The organism is Brachybacterium phenoliresistens, assembly GCF_000576425.1.
In the GTDB taxonomy this organism is placed as follows: domain Bacteria; phylum Actinomycetota; class Actinomycetes; order Actinomycetales; family Dermabacteraceae; genus Brachybacterium; species Brachybacterium phenoliresistens.
In genome coordinates, this window is the sequence record NZ_KK070002.1 from 16353 (window position 1) to 35624 (window position 19272).

Genomic DNA, 19272 nt, shown 5'->3' on the forward strand with positions numbered 1-19272 from the left:
CCTGCTCATCGAGGAGTACCCATGACCACCAGCCGCCGCCGCTCCCTCTCCACGGCCCGCACCGGCACCACCACCGGCCCCGCCCGCGTGACCGTCGACCTCGACCAGGGCGGCGACATCATCAACCGTCACGTCTACGGGCATTTCGCCGAGCACCTGGGCCGGTGCATCTACGGCGGGTTCTTCGTGGGCGAGGACTCCGAGATCCCCAACACCCGGGGGATCCGGGATGATGTCGTGGCGGCGCTGCGGGCGCTGGACATCCCGAACCTGCGCTGGCCGGGGGGCTGCTTCGCCGATGAGTACCACTGGAAGGACGGCATCGGCCCGCGCGAGCAGCGGCCGCGGATGGTGAACTCCCACTGGGGCGATGTGGTCGAGGACAACTCCTTCGGCACGCACGAGTTCATGGACCTGGTGGAGCTGCTGGGCACCGAGGCGTATGTCAACGGCAACGTCGGCTCCGGGACGGTGCAGGAGATGTCGGAGTGGATCGAGTACCTCACCCGTGATGACGACTCGCCGATGGCGGCGCTGCGTCGTGCCAACGGGCGGGACGAGCCGTGGAAGGTGCCGTTCTTCGGGATCGGCAACGAGACGTGGGGCTGCGGCGGGAACATGCGCGCCGACGAGTACGCGGCCCTGGCCCGTCAGTACTCGACCTTCGTGCGCGACCACGCCGGCAACACGGTCACCCGCATCGCCGCCGGCTCCCACGACGGCGACCTGGGCTGGACCGAGGAGCTCATGCGCGTCTTCGGCGACAGCCTCGAGAAGAGCCCCGAGCGCCGCCCCGGCCCGTTCCAGGCGATCTCGCTGCACTACTACACGATGACCGGCCCCTGGGAGGACAAGGGCTCCGCCACCGAGTTCACCGAGGACGAGTGGTACCTCGCCCTGTCCCGCGCCGCGCACCTGGACGAGCTGCTCACCCGCCACAGCACCGTCATGGACCGCTACGACCCGTACCGCACCGTCGGCCTCGTGCTGGACGAGTGGGGCACCTGGTGGAACGTGGAGCCCGGCACCAACCCCGGCTTCCTGTACCAGCAGAACACCCTGCGGGACGCGCTGGTCGCCTCGGTGCACTTCGACGCCTTCCACCGCCACGCGGACCGGCTGCTCATGGCGAACATCGCCCAGACCGTCAACGTGCTGCAGGCGATGATCCTCACCGATCCCGACTCCGGCGCCCTGGTCCTCACCCCGACCTACCACGTGTTCGCCATGAACACCGGCCACCACGACGCGGCCGCGCTGCCCGTGCACGTGAGCCTGCCCGAGGAGCCGCGCACCGTCGACGGCCGCGAGCTGCCGCTGCTCTCGGCGAGCGCCTCGACCAAGGACGGCCGCGCCCTGGTGTCCCTGTCCAACCTCGACGCCTCCGAGCCCCGCACCGTGGTGCTGGACCTGCGCGGCGCCGAGGTCACCGCCCACACCGGACGGGTCCTCGCGGCCGAGTCGACCGCGGCGCACAACACGCCCGAGGTCCCCGAGGCCGTCGCCCCGCGCGAGCTCACCGCGATCCGCCCTCACGAGCACGGCCTCGAGATCGACCTGCCCGCCGCCTCCTACGCGACGGTGGAGCTGACCCTGGGCTGAGGGCCCTCCGGTCGGGGGCCGACGGGCGGCACCCTCCGCACGGAGGCTTCCGACGCGGCACGACGACTGCACATGCGCAGTCGCCGTGCCGCTCGCCGGCGGGGCCGAGCACGAACGGCTGCCTCAGGGCCGATCGTGCACACCGCCGACGCCCCCCTGCCCCGCCCCGTCGTGCACCGGCAGCGCCGCGCACCTGCACTACCCTGCCGGGGTGACCCGCATCGGCATCATCGTGACCCACCCCGGCTTCTACTCCCGCGAGGACCCCGACCACGACACCGCGGCGCTGCTGCCGGCGCTGCGCGAGCGCGGCGCCGAGGCGGAGGCCCTCGTCTGGCACGACCCGGCGGTGGCGTGGGAGAGCTACGACCTGCTCGTCCTGCGCAGCCCCTGGGACTACGTGCTGCGCCCGGCGGACTTCCGCGCCTGGCTGGACCGCATCGAGGCGGCGGGCGTGCCGCTGCTCAACGAGCCCGCCCTGATCCGGTGGAACATGGACAAGATCTACCTCGAGCAGCTCGCCGAGGCCGGCGTCGCCGTCGTGCCCACCACCTACCTGCGGGAGGCGTCCGGGATCGCGGCAGCCCTGTCCTCGGCGGACGCCGAGCACGTCGTCGTGAAGCCGTCGGTGAGCGCCGGCTCCCAGCGCACCGGCCTGTTCGCGGCCGATGATCCCGCGGCGGCGCAGCTCGCGCGCGCCATCGTCGAGGCCGGCGACACGGCGATGATCCAGCCGGAGGTGCCGGAGCTCTCCGCCGGGGCGGAGAAGGCGCTGTACCTGGTCGACGGCCGCTTCACCCACGCGATCGCCAAGGGGGCGCTGCTCGCGCGCGGCGGCGGGATGATCGGCGGCGTCTACCAGGAGCGGCCGGAGCCGGTGGAGGCATCGGCCGAGGAGATCGCCGTCGCCGAGCAGGTGCTCGCGGCCGTGGTCGCTGTGACCGGCGCGGCGATGCCGCTGTACGCCCGGATCGACACCGTGCGCTCCGCCCGCTATGGGCTGGTGCTGCTGGAGGCGGAGCTGTTCGAGCCCGCGCTGAACCTGCACGTGGCCCCGCAGGTCACGGCGACCGTCGCCGAGGCGATCCTCGGCCGCGCCGAGGACCCGGCCCGGCCCTGAGACCGGAGCGCACGACGCCGCCGTCCCCGGGGGACGGCGGCGTCGCGACGGACCGGGACGCGCCGGATCAGCCGCCGGCGGCGGAGCGCTTCTTGCTGACCAGGTCGAAGGCGACGGCGGCCAGGAGCACGAGGCCCTTGATCGCCATCTGCCAGGACGGGTCGACCGAGAGGATCGACAGGCCGATGTTCAGCACGCCCATGATGAGCGCGCCGATCATCGCCCCGGAGATCCGGCCGACGCCGCCGGAGACCGCCGCGCCGCCGATGAAGCAGGCGGCGATGGCGTCCAGCTCGTAGCTCTGGCCGGCGCTCGCGACGGAGGACCCGGCCCGGGCGGTGACGACGATGCCGGCGACCGCCGCCAGCAGCCCGGCGAGCAGGAAGATCCCGAAGGTGACCTGCTTGGCGTTCACGCCCGAGAGCTCGGCGGCGCGGTAGTTGCCGCCGATCGCGTAGATGTTGCGGCCGAAGCGGGTGCTGCGCAGGATCACGGTGAAGATCATGACGAGCACGCCGACGATCACCAGGACGATGGGCAGCCCGCCGGTGGACTTGGCCAGCAGGTAGGTGAACACGCCGATCGCGAGGATCATCGCTCCGGTCTTGACCCAGAAGGCGCCGATCGGCTCGACCGCGAGGTCGTGGCCGCGCATGACGGCCCGGCGGCGCAGGCCCGACCACACCAGGCCGGCCGCCCCGAGGGCGCCCACCAGCAGGGTCACGCCGTCGAGGTAGCCGATCGGCGGGGTGTTCGTGAAGCCCAGGACGTTGGGCACGGAGCCGTTGGAGATCGCGTTGAACGCCTGGTCGTAGCCGGAGATCGTCTCGCCGACGAGGATCTGCGCGATGCCGCGGAAGATGAGCATCCCGGCCAGGGTGACGATGAAGGCGGGGATCCCGACGTAGGCGACCCAGAATCCCTGCCAGGCGCCGACGACCAGCCCCACGATGAGGGCCAGGAGGATCGCGACCGGCCAGGGCAGGCCCCAGCCGACCATGGCGATGCCGACGACGCCGCCGATCATCGCCACCGTCGAGCCGACGGACAGGTCGATGTGCCCGGCGATGATCACCAGCATCATGCCGATCGCGAGGATCATGACGTACGCGTTCTGCTGGATCAGCGAGGCCACGTTGTCGGGGGCGAGCAGCCGCCCGCCGGTGAGGATCTGGAACAGGATGATGATGCCCACCAGGGCCAGCATCAGCCCGGACTGGCGCAGGTCGATGTGCCGGGTCCGCCTCGTCCCGGCGGCGCCCTTCGGCCCGGCGGGGGCGCCGGTGCCCGGCGTCCGGTCTGCGGACGCGGTGGTCGTCTCGGTGCTCATGCGCGCACCCCTTCCTCCTGGGTCATGAGGCGCATGAGCGCCTCCTGGGTGACGTCCTCGCGGTCGATCTCGCCGGTGACGCGTCCCTGGTTGATGGCGTAGATCCGGTCGCACAGGCCGATCAGCTCCGGCATCTCCGAGGAGATGACGATGACGCCGCGGCCGGTCGCGGCCAGCTCGTGGATCAGCTGGTAGATCTCGAACTTGGCCCCGACGTCGATGCCGCGGGTGGGCTCGTCGAGGATCAGCACGTCGGGGTCGGTGTACATCCACTTCGCCAGCGCGACCTTCTGCTGGTTGCCGCCGGAGAGGTTGCCGACGACGGTCTCGACGCCGGCGGTCTTGATGCGGATGTCCCTCTGGTACTTCTGGGCGACCAGGACCTCGCGGTGCTCGTCGATCATGCCGCGGCGGGTGAGCTTGCCCAGCGCCGCCGCGGAGATGTTCTCGCGGATGGACTGGATGAGGTTCAGCCCGGCCTCCTTGCGGTCCTCGCTGACGTACGCGAGCCCGGCGGCGATGGCCCTGCGGACGGTGGAGACGTCGATCTCCCGGCCGTTCTTGAAGACCTTCCCGCCGCGGTAGGTGCCGTACTGTCGGCCGAACACGCTCATGACGAACTCGGTGCGCCCGGCTCCCATCAGCCCGGCGATGCCCACGATCTCCCCGGCGCGCACGCTGAGGTGCGCGTGGTCGACGGCGAGGCGGTCCGGGATGGTGGCGTGCTCGGTGGTCCAGTCCTCGATCCGCAGCAGCTCCTCGCCGATCTGCGGCGTCCGGTCGGGAAAGCGGGAGTCGAGGCTGCGCCCGACCATGCCGCGGATGATCCGGTCCTCGCCCGCATCGGGGTCGCGCATCGAGAAGCTCTCGACGGTCTCCCCGTCGCGGATGATGGTCGTCGTATCGGCGATCTCCTCGATCTCCCCGAGCTTGTGGGAGATGATCACGCAGGTCACGCCTTCGGCGCGGAGCTGGCGGATGAGCTCGAGGAGCTGCTCGGAGTCGTCGTCGTTCAGGGCGGCCGTCGGCTCGTCCAGGATCAGCAGGCGCACCCGCTTGGAGAGGGCCTTGGCGATCTCCACGAGCTGCTGCTTGCCCACGCCGAGCTGCCCGACGAGGGTGTCGGGGTTCTCGTCCAGGCCCACCTTCGCCAGCAGGCGGCGGGCCTCGCCGCGCATGCTCTCCCAGCGGATCATGCCCTTGTCGGTGTGCTGCCGGCCCAGGTAGATGTTCTCCAGGATCGACAGGTTCGCGCAGAGCGCCAGCTCCTGGTGGATGATCACGATGCCGGCGGCCTCGGAGTCCCGGATGGAGCGGAACTCGCAGATCTGCCCGTCGAAGACGATGTCCCCGGTGTACGAGCCGTGGGGGTACACGCCGGAGAGCACCTTCATGAGGGTCGACTTGCCGGCCCCGTTCTCGCCGCAGATCGCGTGGACCTCGCCGCGCCGGGCCTCGAGGTCCACGCGCTTGAGGGCGACGACGGGGCCGAAGGTCTTGCCGATCCCGCGCATCTCGAGGACGACGGGGGCGGCGGAGGCGTCGGCCGGGGCCGAGCCGACGGATCCATCGGCCGCAGGATCACCGGCGGAACCGGCGGGCTCAGGGGTGCGGGCGTCCATCACAGCCCCAGCTCATCGGCCGTGTAGAAGCCGGAGTCCACGAGCACGGAGGGGATGTCCTCCTTGGTGATGGACTGCGGCTCCAGAAGGAAGGTGGGCACGTCCTTGACGCCGTTGTTGTACCCGGCATCGGGCGTGATCTCCGGCTCCTCGCCGGCGATGATCGACTGGCACATGATCGCGGCGCGCTTGCCCTGCTCGCGCATGTCCTTGAAGACGGTCATGCCCTGCTTGTCGGCCAGCATGTTCAGCACGTTGGCCTTGTCGGCGTCCTGGCCCGTGACGAAGGGCCAGTTCTGGCCGGGCACGTAGCCGCGCGCCGCGATGGCCTGCTCGATGCCCAGCGCCAGGGAGTCGGCCGGGGCGAGCACCGCGTGCAGCGGCGTGCCGTCGGCGTAGAAGGAGTTCAGGCGTGTCTGCATCTCCGACTGGGCCTTGGCGCTGTCCCAGCCGAGGATGCCGATGCTGGTCCACTCCTCCGCGCTCGCGGGCACCTTCCCCGAGGGGGAGATCGCCCGGCCGTCGGCGAAGTAGGGCTCCAGCACGTCCCAGGTGCCGCCGAAGAACTGGGCGGCGTTGGGGTCGTCCGGCGAGCCGGCGAACAGCTCGAGGTGGAAGGGCCCGGGCTCGGACTCCATGCCGAGCGCCTCGACGATCGCCTCGCCCTGCATCTGGCCGACGCGGAAGTTGTCGAAGGTGACGTAGTAGTCCACCGCCTCCGAGCCCTCGATGAGGCGGTCGTAGGCGATGACGGTGATGCCCTTGGCGGCGGCCTGCTCGATGACCGGGCCCAGCACCGTGCCGTCGATCGAGGCGATGACGACGATGTCGACGTCGCCGGTGACCATGTTCTGGATCTGGCTGATCTGCTGGTCCGTGCGGTTGTCGGCGTACTGGAGCGTGGTGCGGTACCCGAGGGCCTGCAGCTCCTTCTCGAGGTTGGCGCCGTCGCGGTTCCAGCGCTCGAGGGACTTGGTGGGCATGGAGATGCCGACGTAGGCGTTCTCGGGGTCGATCTGCCGCTCGGTGGTGGGTCGCTCGGCGACGCAGCCGGCCAGGGCGAGGGCCGCGAGACCACCCGCCCCTCCGAGCAGTCGGCGCCGTGTGGGGCGTGGGACGGACATGTGTTCTCCTCGTCGTCGAAGGGGATCCGTGGAGAGGGACGGGCGGCCGGAGCACGGTCCGGCGGTCGAGGACGGGCCGAGATGGCGGGTCCGGGAGGGAGGATCGGGTCGGGGGGGGGATCGAGCAGAGGCGGGATGGAGCGGAGGCGGGGATGGGTGGGGGCGGGGATGGGGAGGGGGCGGGGATGGGGGGGGGCGGCCGATGGGCGCGGCCGGCGAGCGCCGACCACGGGAACCGCTCTCCGCACCCTACTCCTCGGTAGCACCGGGGCGGAGCAGGGTGCGGAGCGACGCGTGGAGCAGGGCGCGCAGCAGGGCGCGGGGCGCGGTCAGCTCCAGCTCTCGGTGCGGTCCTTGAGCTCGCGGTAGGCCTCCAGCACCTGCGGGGTGGCCTCCGCGGAGACGACCTCGGACCCGGTGATCTCCCAGCTCGGAGGCTGCTCGGTGCCCGCGAGCGCCCAGGCGGCCTGGCGCGCCGCGCCGAGGGCGACGTACTCGCCCTCGGGCGCGATGGTGACCTCACGGCCGAAGATCGCCGGGGCCAGGGCCCGCACCGCGGGGTTCCGGGCCGCGCCGCCGATGAGCGTGATGCGCCGTGCGGCGGTGCCGGTGCGCTCCTCGAGGGCGCCGATGCCGTCGGCCAGCGAGCACAGCAGCCCCTCGACGCAGGCGCGGGCGACATCGGCCCGGCTCGTCGCGGTCGACAGTCCCGTGAACGTGGCGCGGGCGGCGGGACGGTTCGGGGTGCGCTCCCCGTCGAAGTACGGCAGCAGCGTCGCGCCGCCGGCGCCGGGGGTGCTCGACAGGGCCAGGCGCGAGAACTCGTCCCAGTCCACGTCCAGCAGGGAGCGGCCGAACTCGAGGATCCGGGCGGCGTTGATCGTCGTGGTCATCGGCAGGAAGCGGCCGGTCGCATCGGCGAAGCCGGTGACCGTCCCGGTCTCGTCGCCGGGCTTGGCCTCGGAGACCATCGCGCACACGCCCGAGGTGCCGATGGAGACGGACACGTCCCCGGGGCCCAGGCTGAGGCCCAGGGCCGCGCCGGCGTTGTCCCCGGTGCCGGCGGCGAGGGCCGCCCCGCCCGCCGTGCGGGCCATGACCTCCTGCGGCGTCCGCGGCAGGCGCGGCAGCACGATGCCGTGGCCCAGGGCGCGCTCGGCGAGCTCGGGCGCCCACGCCTCGGTGCGCACCGAGTAGTAGCCGGTGCCGGTCGCGTCGCCGCGGTCGGTGAAGGGCTCCTCGCTGCTCGCCGAGAGGTCCAGCCCCGCCAGGTGCGCGGAGACGTAGTCGTGGGGCAGCAGGACCCGGGCCGCGCGCGCCGCGTTCTCCGGCTCGTGGTCGCGCACCCAGCGCAGCTTCGAGGCGGTGAACGAGGCGACCATCAGCGAGCCGATCTCCTCGACGCACGCCGCCGGGCCGCCCATCTCCTCGATCAGCGTCTGCGCCTGCGGCGCGGAGCGGGTGTCGTTCCACAGCAGGGCAGGGCGCACCACCTCCCCCGACTCGTCCAGCAGCACCATGCCGTGCTGCTGCCCGCCCACGGCCAGGGCATCGGCCTTCTCGAGCAGGGGGCCGGCGGCCTCGTCGACCGCGGAGAGCCAGGACCGGGGATCGACCTCGGTGCCGTCGGGGTGGGAGGCGCGGCGCTCCTCGAGCACCTGGCCGGATTCGGCGTCGACCAGGATGGCCTTGGTCGACTGGGTCGAGGAGTCGATGCCGAGCACGAGCGTCATGGACGGAACCTTTCAGAGGATGCGCCGGACGAGCGCGGGGACGTGATGGGTCGGCACGGGCGGGATGCCCGGAGCGGGGCCACGAGGGGATGCGGGCAGGAAGGGTGAACGGCGGGAGCGATGGGGCCGACCCCGGCGAGGGGGCCGACCCCGGCGCCAGAACCGATCCACGGGACCAATACGGGGACATGGGCCCATATACGGCCTGTATCCCCGTATTGGTCCCGTGGTCCTGCGCCGCGGGGGGATCAGGCGCGGAAGCCCAGGAGGTGCTGCATGGCCAGCTGCTGCAGGCGCACGAAGCCGTAGTTGCGCTCGCCGGCCTTGTCCGCGTCGAACTCCTCGAAGGAGGAGCGGTCCGCGAGCAGGTCCGCGAGGGTCTCGCCCTCGGCGAGCGTCGGCTGCGCGAGCTCCTCGATGCCGGAGTAGGCCAGCGCCTCCTGCACCTCGGAGTCGGCGCGGAAGGCCAGGGCGCGCTCCTTGAGCATCAGGTACATCTCCATGTTCGCGGCGGCGGAGTCGTACTGGCCGGTCTCGTGCTCGGTGCGTGAGGGCTTGTAGTCGAAGTGGCGGGCGCCCTCGTAGGCGCCGGGCTTGGACGGGAAGCCGTTCTCGAGCAGGTCCACGGTGAAGAAGGCGCTGATCAGGTCGCCGTGGCCGAAGACGAGGTCCTGGTCGTACATCGGGCCGTGCTGGCCGTTGAGGTCGATGTGGAAGAGCTTCTCGCTCCAGAGCGCCTGGGCGAGGCCGTGGGTGTAGTTCAGGGTGGCCATCTGCTCGTGGCCGGTCTCGGGGTTGATGCCCACGATGTCGCCGTGCTCGAGCTGCTCGATGAAGGCCAGGGCGTGGCCGACGGTGGGCAGGAAGATGTTGCCGCGGGGCTCGTTCGGCTTGGGCTCGAGGCCGATGCGCAGGTCGTAGCCCTTGTCCTTGATGTACCCGGCGACGGAGTCGATGCCCTCGCGGTAGCGCTCGAGGGCGGCGAAGTGGTCCTTGGAGCCGTCGTACTCGGTGCCCTCGCGGCCGCCCCACATGACGAAGGTCTTCGCGCCGAGCTCGGCGGCGAGGTCGACGTTGGCGAGCACCTTGCGCAGGCCGAAGCGGCGCACGGAGCGGTCGTTCGAGGTGAACGCGCCGTCCTTGAAGACGGGGTGGGCGAAGGTATCGGTGGTGACCATCTCGATGACCAGGCCGGTCTCCTCGGTGACGGCCTTGAGCTGGTCGATGATCCGCTGGCGCTCCTCGGGGGTGGCGTCGAAGGGGACCACGTCGTTGTCGTGGAAGGTGAAGCCCCAGGCGCCCAGCTCGGCGAGCTTGCGGATGTGGGCGGCCAGCTCGAGCGCGGGGCGGGTGGCCAGGCCGAACTGGTCGCGGGCCTCCCAGCCGGTGGTCCACAGCCCGAAGGAGAACTGGTCATCGCGGGTGGGGGTGGGTGCGGTCATGGTGCTCCTCCATCGGAACGGTCGCCTTAGTAAGTTACCGTTACTAATGTAGACGTGGGACCCTGGTCCGCACAACCCGAGCGCGCACATCCGATCCGGCAGAAGGAGCGCATCCATGCAATCGACCGATCTGAGAGAGCACAACCTCTCCGTCGTGCTGCGCTCCCTGGTCGCCTCCTCCGAGCCGGCTTCCCGGGCCGCGATCGCGAAGGCCACCCGCCTGACCAAGCCCACCGTGTCCAAGCTCGTCGAGGAGCTGGTCGGGGCGGGCCTCGTGCAGGAGGGCTCCCCGCAGGTGCGCGGGACGGGCCGGCCCATCGTCCCCCTCTCCCCCGCCCAGGGGACGCTGGTGGCCCTGGGCCTGGAGGTCGCAGCCGATCACATCTCCTGCCTCGCCGTGGACCTGGCCGGCCGCGAGGTCTCCCAGCACACCGAGTACCTGCACGTCACCGCCCGCTCCGTGGATGCGGCCGTGGACCGCTCCGCCCGGCTCATCGCCGCCGCACGGACCGCGGCGGGCGCCGTGCCCACCGTGGGGATCTGCGTGGCGCTGCCCGGCCGCATCTCCCCCGACGGCTCGCGGGTGCTCTCGGCGCCCAACCTCGGCTGGACCGATGTCCCCTTCGTCGAGCGCCTGGCCGCGCACCCGCTGCTGGACGGGCTCCCCGTGCGCGCCCAGAACGACAACCGCCTGGCGGTGAACACGGAGCTGGACCGGCGCCCCGGCGCGTCCTTCCTCTACGTGCGCGGGAGCACGGGCGTGGGCGGCGCGATCGTGCTCGAGGGCTCGGTCCTGGACGGGCAGCACGGCTGGGCCGGCGAGATCGGGCACACCGTCATCGAGCAGGGCGGGGCGCGCTGCCGCTGCGGCCGCCGCGGATGCCTGGAGGCGTACGTGTCCTACCACGCGCTGCGCGAGCGCGCGGGCCTGAGCGAGGACGTCCTCATCGAGGACCTCGTGGACGCCCTGGCCCTGAGCACCGACCGGGCCGAGGTCATCGGCACCATCGGCCGCTCCCTGGGGCTCGCGATCGCGAACGCCCTGAACGTGCTCGACCTGTCGACCGTGGTCCTCTCGGGCTACCTCGCCCCGATCGCGGAGGAGATCTCGCCCGTCGTGCGAGCCACGGTGGAGGCCCATGCGCTGGCCGTGGAGGCCGGGCCGGTGACCATCGAGCGCTCGGACGGCCTCGCCGACCCCTCCCTGCGCGGCGCCGCCCGCGCGGCCCTGGACCCGGTGCTCACCTCCCCCGGCACCTGGATCCGCCAGCACGTCTGACCGGCCCCGCCACGCGACCCCGAACACCCGGCCCCGCCGCGGGATCCCCGGCCCTCGTCCTGCGCGCGTCGATCAGCGCGGGGCGGCGGTGGACTCGCGCTCGACGAGGTGGGTCTCGAGCTTGAAGGGGTGGGCGAACAGGCCCGGATCCGCGGAGAGGGCGAGCAGGCGCTCGACGGCCACCTGCCCCATAGAGAACAGCGGCTGATGCACCGCGGTGAGCTGGGGAAACGTCCAGCGCGCGATCATCGAGTCGTCGAAGCTGATCACGCTGAGGTCCCGCGGCACCTCGAGGCCGCGCTCGCGGGCCGCCCGCAGCACGCCCACCCCGAGGGTGTCGGAGACCGCGAAGATCGCGGTGGGCGGATCGGGCAGCGCCAGCAGCCGCTGGGCGCCGCGATGCCCCTCGGCGTAGTCGAAGTTCGCGCCGACCACGAGCTCCTCGTCGAAGGGCAGGCCGGCCTGCTCGAGGACGGTCCGATAGCCGAGCACGCGCTGGCGGGCCGGGATCGAATCGGCCGGCCCGGACAGCACCCCGATGCGGCGGTGCCCCAGCTCCACCAGACGCTGGACGGCGGCCATGCCGCCCTCCCAGTTCGTGGCGGAGATCGTCACCAGGCCGCGCACCTCCTCGTGATGGACCACCGGGTCCACCACGATCAGCGGCAGGTCCAGGTCGCGGCTCCAGCGCACGTGCTCGGGCCCCACGGGCGTGGTCACCGCGACCACGCCGTCGATGCCGCGGGCGGCCAGATCCGCCATCCAGCCCCGGGACAGCGGGGCCAGGCGCTCCTCGCGCTGCGCCTTCATGACCAGCAGCTCGATGTCGGCACGGTGGGCCGCCTCCTCCGCCCCCTCGAGCACCTGCAGCTCGTAGGGGCTGGTCAGCGTGTTGAAGACGATGCAGACCCGCCGCCGGGGCGCCGGGGCGCGACGGCGGGGCTCGTAGCCCATCTCCTGGGCGACGGCGGTGACCTCGAGGCGGGTCTGCTCGCGCACGTCGTCGCGGCCGTTCATCACCTTCGAGGCGGTGGCCAGCGAGACCCCGGCCGCGCGCGCCACCTCCGTGAGGGTCACCCGGGACTCCTTGGGCACCATCGGTCCACCTCCTGCACCCCGCGCGATCGGACGTCTGTGCGGGAACGTTCCGAGCATCGTACCTCAGATTTCGAAAACTCCGGCTTCTTTCGAGGCGGCGAGGACACCTCGGGGGCCTCGCGCCGGCGCCCCGGTCCGCCCGCGGCGGCAGCGGCTCCCCCGGCCCGCCGGCCGACGCTCCGCGCCGCCGCCCGCCCGCCGGCGGCGCCCGCTCGTCGCGCCGCTCCGGCGCCCTGCGGGGCCGCGAGAGCAGTGCCGGACGGACCCGATGACGACGCCTCGACGGGCGAGCGCTTTCCATCTCGTTTCCATCGATGCAAGCCTCTGACCAGCCCATCCGCACTTCCTGGACGCCCGTGCATCACGATCGGGCATCGGCCTTGACCCGGCGCTCGTTGCTTTGTAAATTAGCCACACTTATTCCGGTGCGGACCGCGCACCGCCCAGCTCGGCACTGTCGACGGCGACCCCAGGAGCACACCATGCACACCCCGAACCTCTCGCGACGTTCCCTGCTCGGCCTCTCGGCCGGCGCCTCCGCGATCGCCCTGGCCGGCTGCGGCACCGCCGGACCGGGCGCCGGAGGCGGCGGCGGGGACACCGCAACTTTCTGGGCCCTTTCCGGCCAGCCCAACGAAGGCATCTACGGCGACGCGGTCGAGGCCTTCAACGCCGAGGGCGAGGGCACGGTCGAGATCACGTTCTTCCAGAACGACGCGTACAAGCAGAAGATCCGCACGGCCATCGGCGCGGGCGAGGCCCCGACGATCATCTACGGCTGGGGCGGCGGCGGTCTGCGCACCTACGCCGAGGAGTCCCAGGTCGACGACCTCACCGGGTGGCTCGGGGAGAACGCCGCCTTCCGCGACCGCTTCGTGGAGTCGGTGTGGGGCGCGGCGACGGTGGACGAGAAGGTCTACGCCGTCCCGCTCGGCTCCACGCAGCCGATCATCCTGTTCCACAACACGAAGGTCCTCGAGGACATCGGCGGCGCGGCCCCCGCGACCTGGGACGAGCTGCTGGACGTGGTGGAGAAGGCGAAGTCCGCGGGCGTGGCCCCGATCTCCCTGGCCGGCCAGTCCCGCTGGACCTCGATGATGTGGCTGGAGTACCTGCTGGACCGCGTCGGCGGTCCGGAGGTCTTCGCCCGCATCGCGGCCGGCGAGCCCGACGCCTGGCTGGACCCCGCGGTCATCACGATGGGCGAGCGGGTCCAGGAGCTGCTCGAGGCCAAGGCCTTCGCCGACGGCTTCGAGTCGATGGCCGCGGACTCCAACACCGACCAGGCCCTGCTGTGGTCGGACAAGGCCGCACTCATGCTCCACGGCGGCTGGACGTTCGGCTCCATGAAGGCCAGCGGCGGCGACTTCGTCCAGAGCGGCCGTCTGGGCTTCTCCGCCTTCCCCACCATCGAGGGCGGCAAGGGCGAGCTGAGCAACCTCGTCGGCAACCCCTGCAACTACCTCTCGATCTCCTCCTCCGCCACGGACGAGGCGAAGGAGGTCGCGAAGACCTACTTCCTGGACGGCTACATGACCGAGGACGTCACCAAGGCCATCGTCGAGTCCGGGGCCGTCCCGGTCGTGACCGGCCAGGACGACGCCCTCGCCGCGAGCGAGGACGCCGAGTACCTGCAGTGGGTCTACACCTCCCTGCAGGATGCGCCCGCCTTCACGCAGTCCTGGGACCAGGCCCTGCAGCCCACCGTGGCCGAGACGCTCCTGGTCACCATCGAGCAGCTGTTCCTGGGCCAGGTCACCCCCGAGCAATTCGCGGAGACGATGAACGGGACGGCGGCCTGAGCATGACGACCGCCTCCCCCGCATCGGCCCCGGCCCGGGCACAGCGCCCGGGCCGGCGGCCTGCCGGCGCGCCCGAGCCCGTCCAGCTGTCCCACCTGCTGTTCGCGGCGCCCGCGCTGCTGTTCTTCACCGTCTTCGCGCTGCTGCCGCTGATCGGCGTGGTGGTGCTGTCCTTCACCACCTGGAACGGGATCGGGACGATCGAGTTCACCGGGCTGACCAGCTGGAAGGAGGCGCTGACCCGCTCCTCGACGTGGCACGGCCTGTGGCTGGTGATGCTCATGATCGCCGCGACGTGGCTGCTGCAGACCCCGCTGAGCATCCTGCTGGGGACCTTCCTCGCCGGGGCGCAGCGCTACCGCAACGTCCTCGCGATCCTGTACTTCCTGCCGCTGCTGCTGAGCTCCGCCGCGATCGCGATCACCTTCAAGTCCCTGCTGGACCCGAACTTCGGCCTGGCCAGCGGGCTGAACATCGCCTGGCTCGCGCAGAACTGGCTGGGCGACGCCCGCCTGGTGTGGGTGGTGCTGCTGTTCATCATCGCCTGGCAGTTCATCCCCTTCCACACCCTCATCTACCAGGGCGCGGTGCGGCAGATCCCGGCGAGCATGTACGAGGCGGCGCAGATCGACGGCGCCTCCCGCGCGCGGCGCTTCCTCTCGATCACCCTGCCGCAGCTGAAGTTCACGATGATCACCAGCTCGACGCTGATGGTGGTCGGTGCGCTGACGTACTTCGACATCATCTTCGTCCTCACCCAGGGCGGGCCGGGCGTGGCCACCCGCATCCTCCCCCTGGACATGTACCTCACCGGCTTCCGCGGCAACGAGATGGGCGTGGCCAGCTGCCTCGCCGTCATGCTCGTGGTGATCGGCCTGGGCCTCGCGCTCGGCGTGCAGAGCCTGGGCGGCAAGGACGCCTCCGCGAGCCAGATGGAAGGAGCCTGAGCATGAAGCGCAACTGGATCGGAGGCACCTTCGGCTGGCTGTGGCTGCTGGTCGTGCTCCTGCCCATCTACTTCGTGGGGATCACCGCCTTCAAGTCGATCTCCACCTACTTCGGCTCCAACCCGGTGCTGCCCTCGCTGCCGGTGGCCGTCGAGAACTTCACCGCGGTGCTCGAGGCCGACTTCGGCATGTACCTCCTCAACAGCGTCCTGGTGGCGCTGGGGACCGTGGTGCCGCTGGTGCTCATGGCCTTCATGGCCTCCTACGCGATCGTGCGCGGGGCGCGGCGGGTCTTCGCCCCGGTGCGCAGCATCTTCCTGCTGGGCCTGGCGATCCCCGTGCAGGCCACCATCGTGCCGATCTACCTGCTCATCATCCAGATGCGCATGTACGACTCGCTGGCCGCGCTGATGCTGCCCGGCATCGCCTTCGGCCTGCCGCTGAGCATCCTCATCATCGCCAACTCGCTGCGCGACGTGCCCAACGAGCTGTTCGAGGCCATGTCCATCGACGGCTGCACGGAATGGCAGAAGATGTGGCGCCTCGCGCTGCCGATGACCCAGCCGGCGCTCGTGACCGTCGCCGTCTACCAGGCGCTCATGTCGTGGAACGGCTTCCTGTTCCCGCTGATCCTGACGCAGAGTCCTGACAAGAGGACCCTTCCCCTGGCACTGTGGTCCTTCCAGGGCGAGTACGCGACCAACGTGCCCGTCGTCATGGCCGCCGTCGTCCTGTCCTCGATCCCGATCCTCGTCCTGTACGCCTTCGGCCGCCGCTACCTGGTCAGCGGCATGACCGCCGGCGCCGGCAAGTGACGCGACCCCACCCCGACCCGCGCCGCGCATCGCGCCGCGCAGAAGGAGGAGAGACTTCGTGACCTCCCCGCATCCCGCCGAGACCGCCCCCGCCCCGCTGCGGGTGGGCATGATCGGCTACGGCTTCATGGGCGCCGCCCATTCCCATGCCTGGCGCACCGCCCACCGCTTCTTCGACCTGCCGCGCACCCCCGAGCTGCGCACCCTCGCCGGGCGCAGCCCCGAGGCCCTCGCCCAGGCCGCCGATCGCTACGGCTTCGCGCAGACCACCACGCGGTGGCAGGACGTGGTCGAGGATCCCGAGATCGACGTGGTGGACGTGTGCACCCCCGGCGACACCCACCACGAGATCGCCCTCGCGGCGCTGCGCGCCGGCAAGCACGTGCTGTGCGAGAAGCCGCTGGCGAACTCCGTCGAGGAGTGCGAGGAGCTGGCCGCGGCCGCCGCCGAGGCCCGCGCCCGGGGCGTCCGATCGATCTGCGGCTTCTCCTACCGCCGCACCCCCGCGCTCGCCTATGCCCGCCAGCTCGTCCAGGAGGGCGCCGTCGGCGAGATCCGCCAGGTGCGGGCCCAGTACCTGCAGGACTGGCTCTCCGACGCCGATGCGCCCATGACCTGGCGCCTGCAGAAGGACAAGGCCGGCTCCGGGGCCCTCGGCGACATCGGTGCGCACGTCATCGACCTCGCGCAGTGGATCACCGGCACCGACATCACCGCGGTCTCCGGCACCCTGCAGACGGTCGTGCCGACCCGTCCCGCCGCCGGGGACATGCAGGGCCTGGGCGGCAAGGGCGATGCGAGCGGGGAGCGCCAGCAGGTCACCGTCGACGACCTCGCCCTGTTCACCGCCCGCTTCGAGGGCGGGGCGCTCGGCGCGTTCGAGGCGACCCGCGTCGCCCAGGGCCGCAAGAACGCCATGCGCCTGGAGATCCACGGCGCGAAGGGCGCGATCGCCTTCGACTTCGAGCGGATGAACGAGCTGGAGGTCTACGACGCGACGGCCGGCGCCGGGCGCCAGGGCTTCTCCCGCGTCCTGACCACGGAGCCCGAGCACCCCTACGCCGCGGCCTGGTGGCCCACCGGCCACGGCCTCGGCTACGAGCACACCTTCACCCACGAGATCGCCGACCTCGTCCGCGCCATCGGCGAGGGCAGCGACCCCTCCCCCTCCTTCGAGGAGGCGCTGCAGGTCCAGCGCGTGCTGGCCGCCGTCGAGCAGAGCTCCCACGACGCGAGCCGCTGGACGTCGCTGCCCGCACCGGCCCCCGAGGCCGCGTCCCCGAACCCCACCGATGCCGCAGGAGGCACCCGATGACCGACCCCCGCACCGCCCTCGTCGTCCGCGGAGGCTGGGACGGGCACCAGCCCGTCGAGGCGACGAACCTGTTCATCCCCTTCCTGGAGGAGAACGGGTTCACCGTCCGGATCGAGGAGTCCCCCGCGATCTACGCCGACGCGGAGTACATGGCCACGGTCGACCTCATCGTCCAGTGCAACACGATGAACACCATCGAGCGCCCCCAGTTCGAGGGGCTGCGCGCGGCGATCGAGGCCGGCACCGGCATGGCCGGCTGGCACGGCGGCATCGCCGACAGCTACCGCAACGAGTCCGACTACCTCACCCTGATCGGCGGCCAGTTCGGCTGCCACCCCGGCAAGCATCCCGACGAGCGCACCGGCGAGCAGTCCGACAACTACGTCCCCTACACGGTGAACATGCTGCCCGCGGCGGCGGAGCACCCGATCACCCGGGGCATCAGCGACTTCGACCTGGTCACCGAGCAGTACTGGGTGCTCTCGGACGACTACATCGACGTCCTGGCCACCACCACCCAGAAGGTGCGCGAGTGGGATCCGTGGAACCGCCCCGTCACCTCCCCGGCGATCTGGACGCGCCAGTGGGGCCGGGGCAGGATCTTCGTGTCGACCCCCGGCCACCGCGTCGAGGTCCTCGAGGACCCCAACGTCCGCACCATCATCGAGCGCGGCATGCTCTGGGCAGCCCGCTGACCACCCCTTCGATCCCAGGAGAACCTCGCCCATGCGCATCGGCATGATCGGCTGCGGCAACATCGCCGCCCAGTACCTCGCCTCCTTCCCCCTCCTGCCCGATGTCGAGCTGGTCGCGGTCGCGGACCTCGACCCGGAGCGCGCCCGCGCCGTCGCCGCGGAGCACGAGGGCGTGCGCGCCCTCACCGTCGACGAGCTGCTGGTCGACGAGGCCGTGGACACCGTCCTGAACCTCACCATCCCCGCCGCCCACGCGGAGATCGACCTGCGGGCCATCGCCGCCGGCAAGAACGTCTACTCCGAGAAGCCCTTCGCCGTGGACACGGCCGATGGCGCAGCGGTCCTCGCGGCCGCCGAGCAGCGGGGCGTGCTCGTGGGCAGCGCCCCGGACACCGTGCTGGGCACCGGCACGCAGACCGCCCGGGCGGTGATCGACGCCGGGAGGATCGGCACCCCCGTCGCGGCGACCGCCACCATGCTCACCCCCGGCCACGAGCGCTGGCACCCGAACCCGGACTTCTACTACACCCCGGGCGGCGGCCCGCTGCTGGACATGGGCCCGTACTACATCCATGCCCTGGTCACGCTGCTGGGCCCGGTCTCCGCGGTGATCGGCGCCGGCAGCCGCTCCCGCGACGAGCGCGAGATCGGCTCCGGCCCGCGCGCCGGGCAGCGGATCCCCGTCTCGATCGACACCCACATCACCGGGGTGCTGGTCCACGCCTCCGGCGCGCTGTCGACGCTGGTCATGAGCTTCGACGCGGTCGCCACCTCCGCCCGGCCCATCGAGGTGCACGGCACCGAGGGCTCCCTCGCCGTGCCGGACCCCAACCGCTTCGAGGGGGAGGTGTCGCTGCACAGCCTGGGCGGCGAAGGCTGGACGGACGTCCCCGTCAGCGCCGGCTACGTGGAGGCCGGCCGCGGCATCGGCCTGCAGGACATGGCCGTGCGCGGCTCCGACCTGCGCGCGAGCGGGAGGCTGGGACAGCACGCGCTCGAGGTCATGAACGCCGTGCTCGCCTCCTCGGTCAGCGGCGCGCGGATCGAGATCGCCAGCACGGTCGAGCGTCCCGAGGCCGTGCCGCTGCAGGATCTCCGCACCGCGGCGACGGCCTGAGACCCGCGGAGGGAGCATCGGCCCCGGCCGATGCTCCCTCCGGGGCGGCCCGGCCATCGGCCCGGCCATCGGCCCGGCCGATGGGCCCTCCGGGGCGGCCCGACCGATGGGCCCTCCGAGGTGGCCGGAGCGGACTCCCTGCCACGTTCCCAGAATTTCGTCGAAACGCTTCGCCTGCATGGTCCACAATGGACCTGTCGCCCGGCACCCGGGCGGCCAGGATCACCGACG

General features: G+C 71.7%; 15 protein-coding genes. 9 read left to right on the top strand and 6 right to left on the bottom strand.

What is annotated here, in order from left to right:
• Positions 1-21: 21 nt before the first annotated feature.
• Both BF93_RS15315 and BF93_RS15320 read left to right on the top strand, forming a co-directional pair.
• Positions 22-1602 (top strand): alpha-N-arabinofuranosidase, encoded by a 1581-nt coding sequence (locus tag BF93_RS15315; RefSeq protein WP_084148602.1) that lies wholly within the window; start codon positions 22-24, stop codon positions 1600-1602.
• 211 nt (positions 1603-1813) lie between these two features.
• Entirely contained in the window at positions 1814-2722 is a 909-nt protein-coding gene (locus tag BF93_RS15320; RefSeq protein ID WP_038373851.1) for an ATP-grasp domain-containing protein, read from the top strand.
• A 67-nt stretch (positions 2723-2789) separates the two neighbouring features.
• Here the strand turns inward: BF93_RS15320 and mmsB are convergent, their stop codons facing one another.
• From mmsB to xylA, 5 genes are all read right to left on the bottom strand, one after another.
• A complete protein-coding gene (gene mmsB / locus BF93_RS15325; RefSeq protein WP_038373852.1) occupies positions 2790-4052 on the bottom strand; it encodes a multiple monosaccharide ABC transporter permease in 1263 nt (420 codons plus the stop codon).
• On the bottom strand, positions 4049-5566 hold the full coding sequence (locus BF93_RS15330; RefSeq protein WP_038373923.1) for a sugar ABC transporter ATP-binding protein: 1518 nt from the start codon (positions 5564-5566) through the stop codon (positions 4049-4051). Before BF93_RS15330 ends, mmsB begins: the two co-directional genes overlap by 4 nt.
• 107 nt (positions 5567-5673) lie before the next feature.
• Entirely contained in the window at positions 5674-6798 is a 1125-nt protein-coding gene (locus BF93_RS15335; protein ID WP_038373854.1) for a substrate-binding domain-containing protein, read from the bottom strand.
• 329 nt (positions 6799-7127) lie between these two features.
• A complete protein-coding gene (gene xylB, locus BF93_RS15345) occupies positions 7128-8531 on the bottom strand; it encodes a xylulokinase (protein WP_038373857.1) in 1404 nt (467 codons plus the stop codon).
• Between the two features lie 248 nt (positions 8532-8779).
• A complete protein-coding gene (gene xylA / locus BF93_RS15350; RefSeq protein ID WP_038373859.1) occupies positions 8780-9973 on the bottom strand; it encodes a xylose isomerase in 1194 nt (397 codons plus the stop codon).
• A 115-nt stretch (positions 9974-10088) separates the two neighbouring features.
• Between xylA and BF93_RS15355 the strand changes: the two genes are divergently transcribed.
• The gene (locus tag BF93_RS15355) at positions 10089-11252 is read left to right on the top strand and encodes an ROK family transcriptional regulator (protein WP_038373860.1); all 1164 of its coding nucleotides are present in this window, start codon (positions 10089-10091) and stop codon (positions 11250-11252) included.
• Between the two features lie 72 nt (positions 11253-11324).
• Here the strand turns inward: BF93_RS15355 and BF93_RS15360 are convergent, their stop codons facing one another.
• Positions 11325-12329, bottom strand: a complete 1005-nt coding sequence (locus tag BF93_RS15360; protein WP_232226463.1) for a LacI family DNA-binding transcriptional regulator — start codon at positions 12327-12329, stop codon at positions 11325-11327.
• A 503-nt stretch (positions 12330-12832) separates the two neighbouring features.
• Between BF93_RS15360 and BF93_RS15365 the strand changes: the two genes are divergently transcribed.
• From BF93_RS15365 to BF93_RS15390, 6 genes are all read left to right on the top strand, one after another.
• Entirely contained in the window at positions 12833-14152 is a 1320-nt protein-coding gene (locus BF93_RS15365) for an extracellular solute-binding protein (RefSeq protein ID WP_038373863.1), read from the top strand.
• Between the two features lie 2 nt (positions 14153-14154).
• The gene (locus BF93_RS15370) at positions 14155-15099 is read left to right on the top strand and encodes a carbohydrate ABC transporter permease (protein WP_084148604.1); all 945 of its coding nucleotides are present in this window, start codon (positions 14155-14157) and stop codon (positions 15097-15099) included.
• 2 nt (positions 15100-15101) lie between these two features.
• The gene (locus BF93_RS15375) at positions 15102-15914 is read left to right on the top strand and encodes a carbohydrate ABC transporter permease (RefSeq protein ID WP_038373864.1); all 813 of its coding nucleotides are present in this window, start codon (positions 15102-15104) and stop codon (positions 15912-15914) included.
• A gap of 109 nt (positions 15915-16023) precedes the next feature.
• Complete coding sequence (locus tag BF93_RS15380) at positions 16024-17229, top strand: Gfo/Idh/MocA family protein (RefSeq protein WP_051487063.1); 1206 nt, start codon at positions 16024-16026, stop codon at positions 17227-17229.
• Complete coding sequence (locus BF93_RS15385; protein ID WP_038373865.1) at positions 17226-17924, top strand: ThuA domain-containing protein; 699 nt, start codon at positions 17226-17228, stop codon at positions 17922-17924. Before BF93_RS15380 ends, BF93_RS15385 begins: the two co-directional genes overlap by 4 nt.
• A 31-nt stretch (positions 17925-17955) precedes the next feature.
• Positions 17956-19041 (top strand): Gfo/Idh/MocA family protein, encoded by a 1086-nt coding sequence (locus BF93_RS15390; protein ID WP_038373867.1) that lies wholly within the window; start codon positions 17956-17958, stop codon positions 19039-19041.
• Positions 19042-19272: the final 231 nt, after the last annotated feature.

Excerpts from the sequence above, each read along its gene's own strand:
- BF93_RS15315 (WP_084148602.1), top strand. The coding sequence starts at position 22 with ATGACCACCAGCCGCCGCCGCTCCCTCTCCACGGCCCGCACCGGCACC.
- mmsB (WP_038373852.1), bottom strand. The coding sequence starts at position 4,052 with ATGAGCACCGAGACGACCACCGCGTCCGCAGACCGGACGCCGGGCACC.
- BF93_RS15330 (WP_038373923.1), bottom strand. The coding sequence starts at position 5,566 with ATGCGCGGGATCGGCAAGACCTTCGGCCCCGTCGTCGCCCTCAAGCGC.
- BF93_RS15335 (WP_038373854.1), bottom strand. The coding sequence starts at position 6,798 with ATGTCCGTCCCACGCCCCACACGGCGCCGACTGCTCGGAGGGGCGGGT.
- xylB (WP_038373857.1), bottom strand. The coding sequence starts at position 8,531 with ATGACGCTCGTGCTCGGCATCGACTCCTCGACCCAGTCGACCAAGGCC.
- xylA (WP_038373859.1), bottom strand. The coding sequence starts at position 9,973 with ATGACCGCACCCACCCCCACCCGCGATGACCAGTTCTCCTTCGGGCTG.
- BF93_RS15355 (WP_038373860.1), top strand. The coding sequence starts at position 10,089 with ATGCAATCGACCGATCTGAGAGAGCACAACCTCTCCGTCGTGCTGCGC.
- BF93_RS15365 (WP_038373863.1), top strand. The coding sequence starts at position 12,833 with ATGCACACCCCGAACCTCTCGCGACGTTCCCTGCTCGGCCTCTCGGCC.
- BF93_RS15370 (WP_084148604.1), top strand. The coding sequence starts at position 14,155 with ATGACGACCGCCTCCCCCGCATCGGCCCCGGCCCGGGCACAGCGCCCG.
- BF93_RS15375 (WP_038373864.1), top strand. The coding sequence starts at position 15,102 with ATGAAGCGCAACTGGATCGGAGGCACCTTCGGCTGGCTGTGGCTGCTG.
- BF93_RS15380 (WP_051487063.1), top strand. The coding sequence starts at position 16,024 with ATGATCGGCTACGGCTTCATGGGCGCCGCCCATTCCCATGCCTGGCGC.
- BF93_RS15385 (WP_038373865.1), top strand. The coding sequence starts at position 17,226 with ATGACCGACCCCCGCACCGCCCTCGTCGTCCGCGGAGGCTGGGACGGG.
- BF93_RS15390 (WP_038373867.1), top strand. The coding sequence starts at position 17,956 with ATGCGCATCGGCATGATCGGCTGCGGCAACATCGCCGCCCAGTACCTC.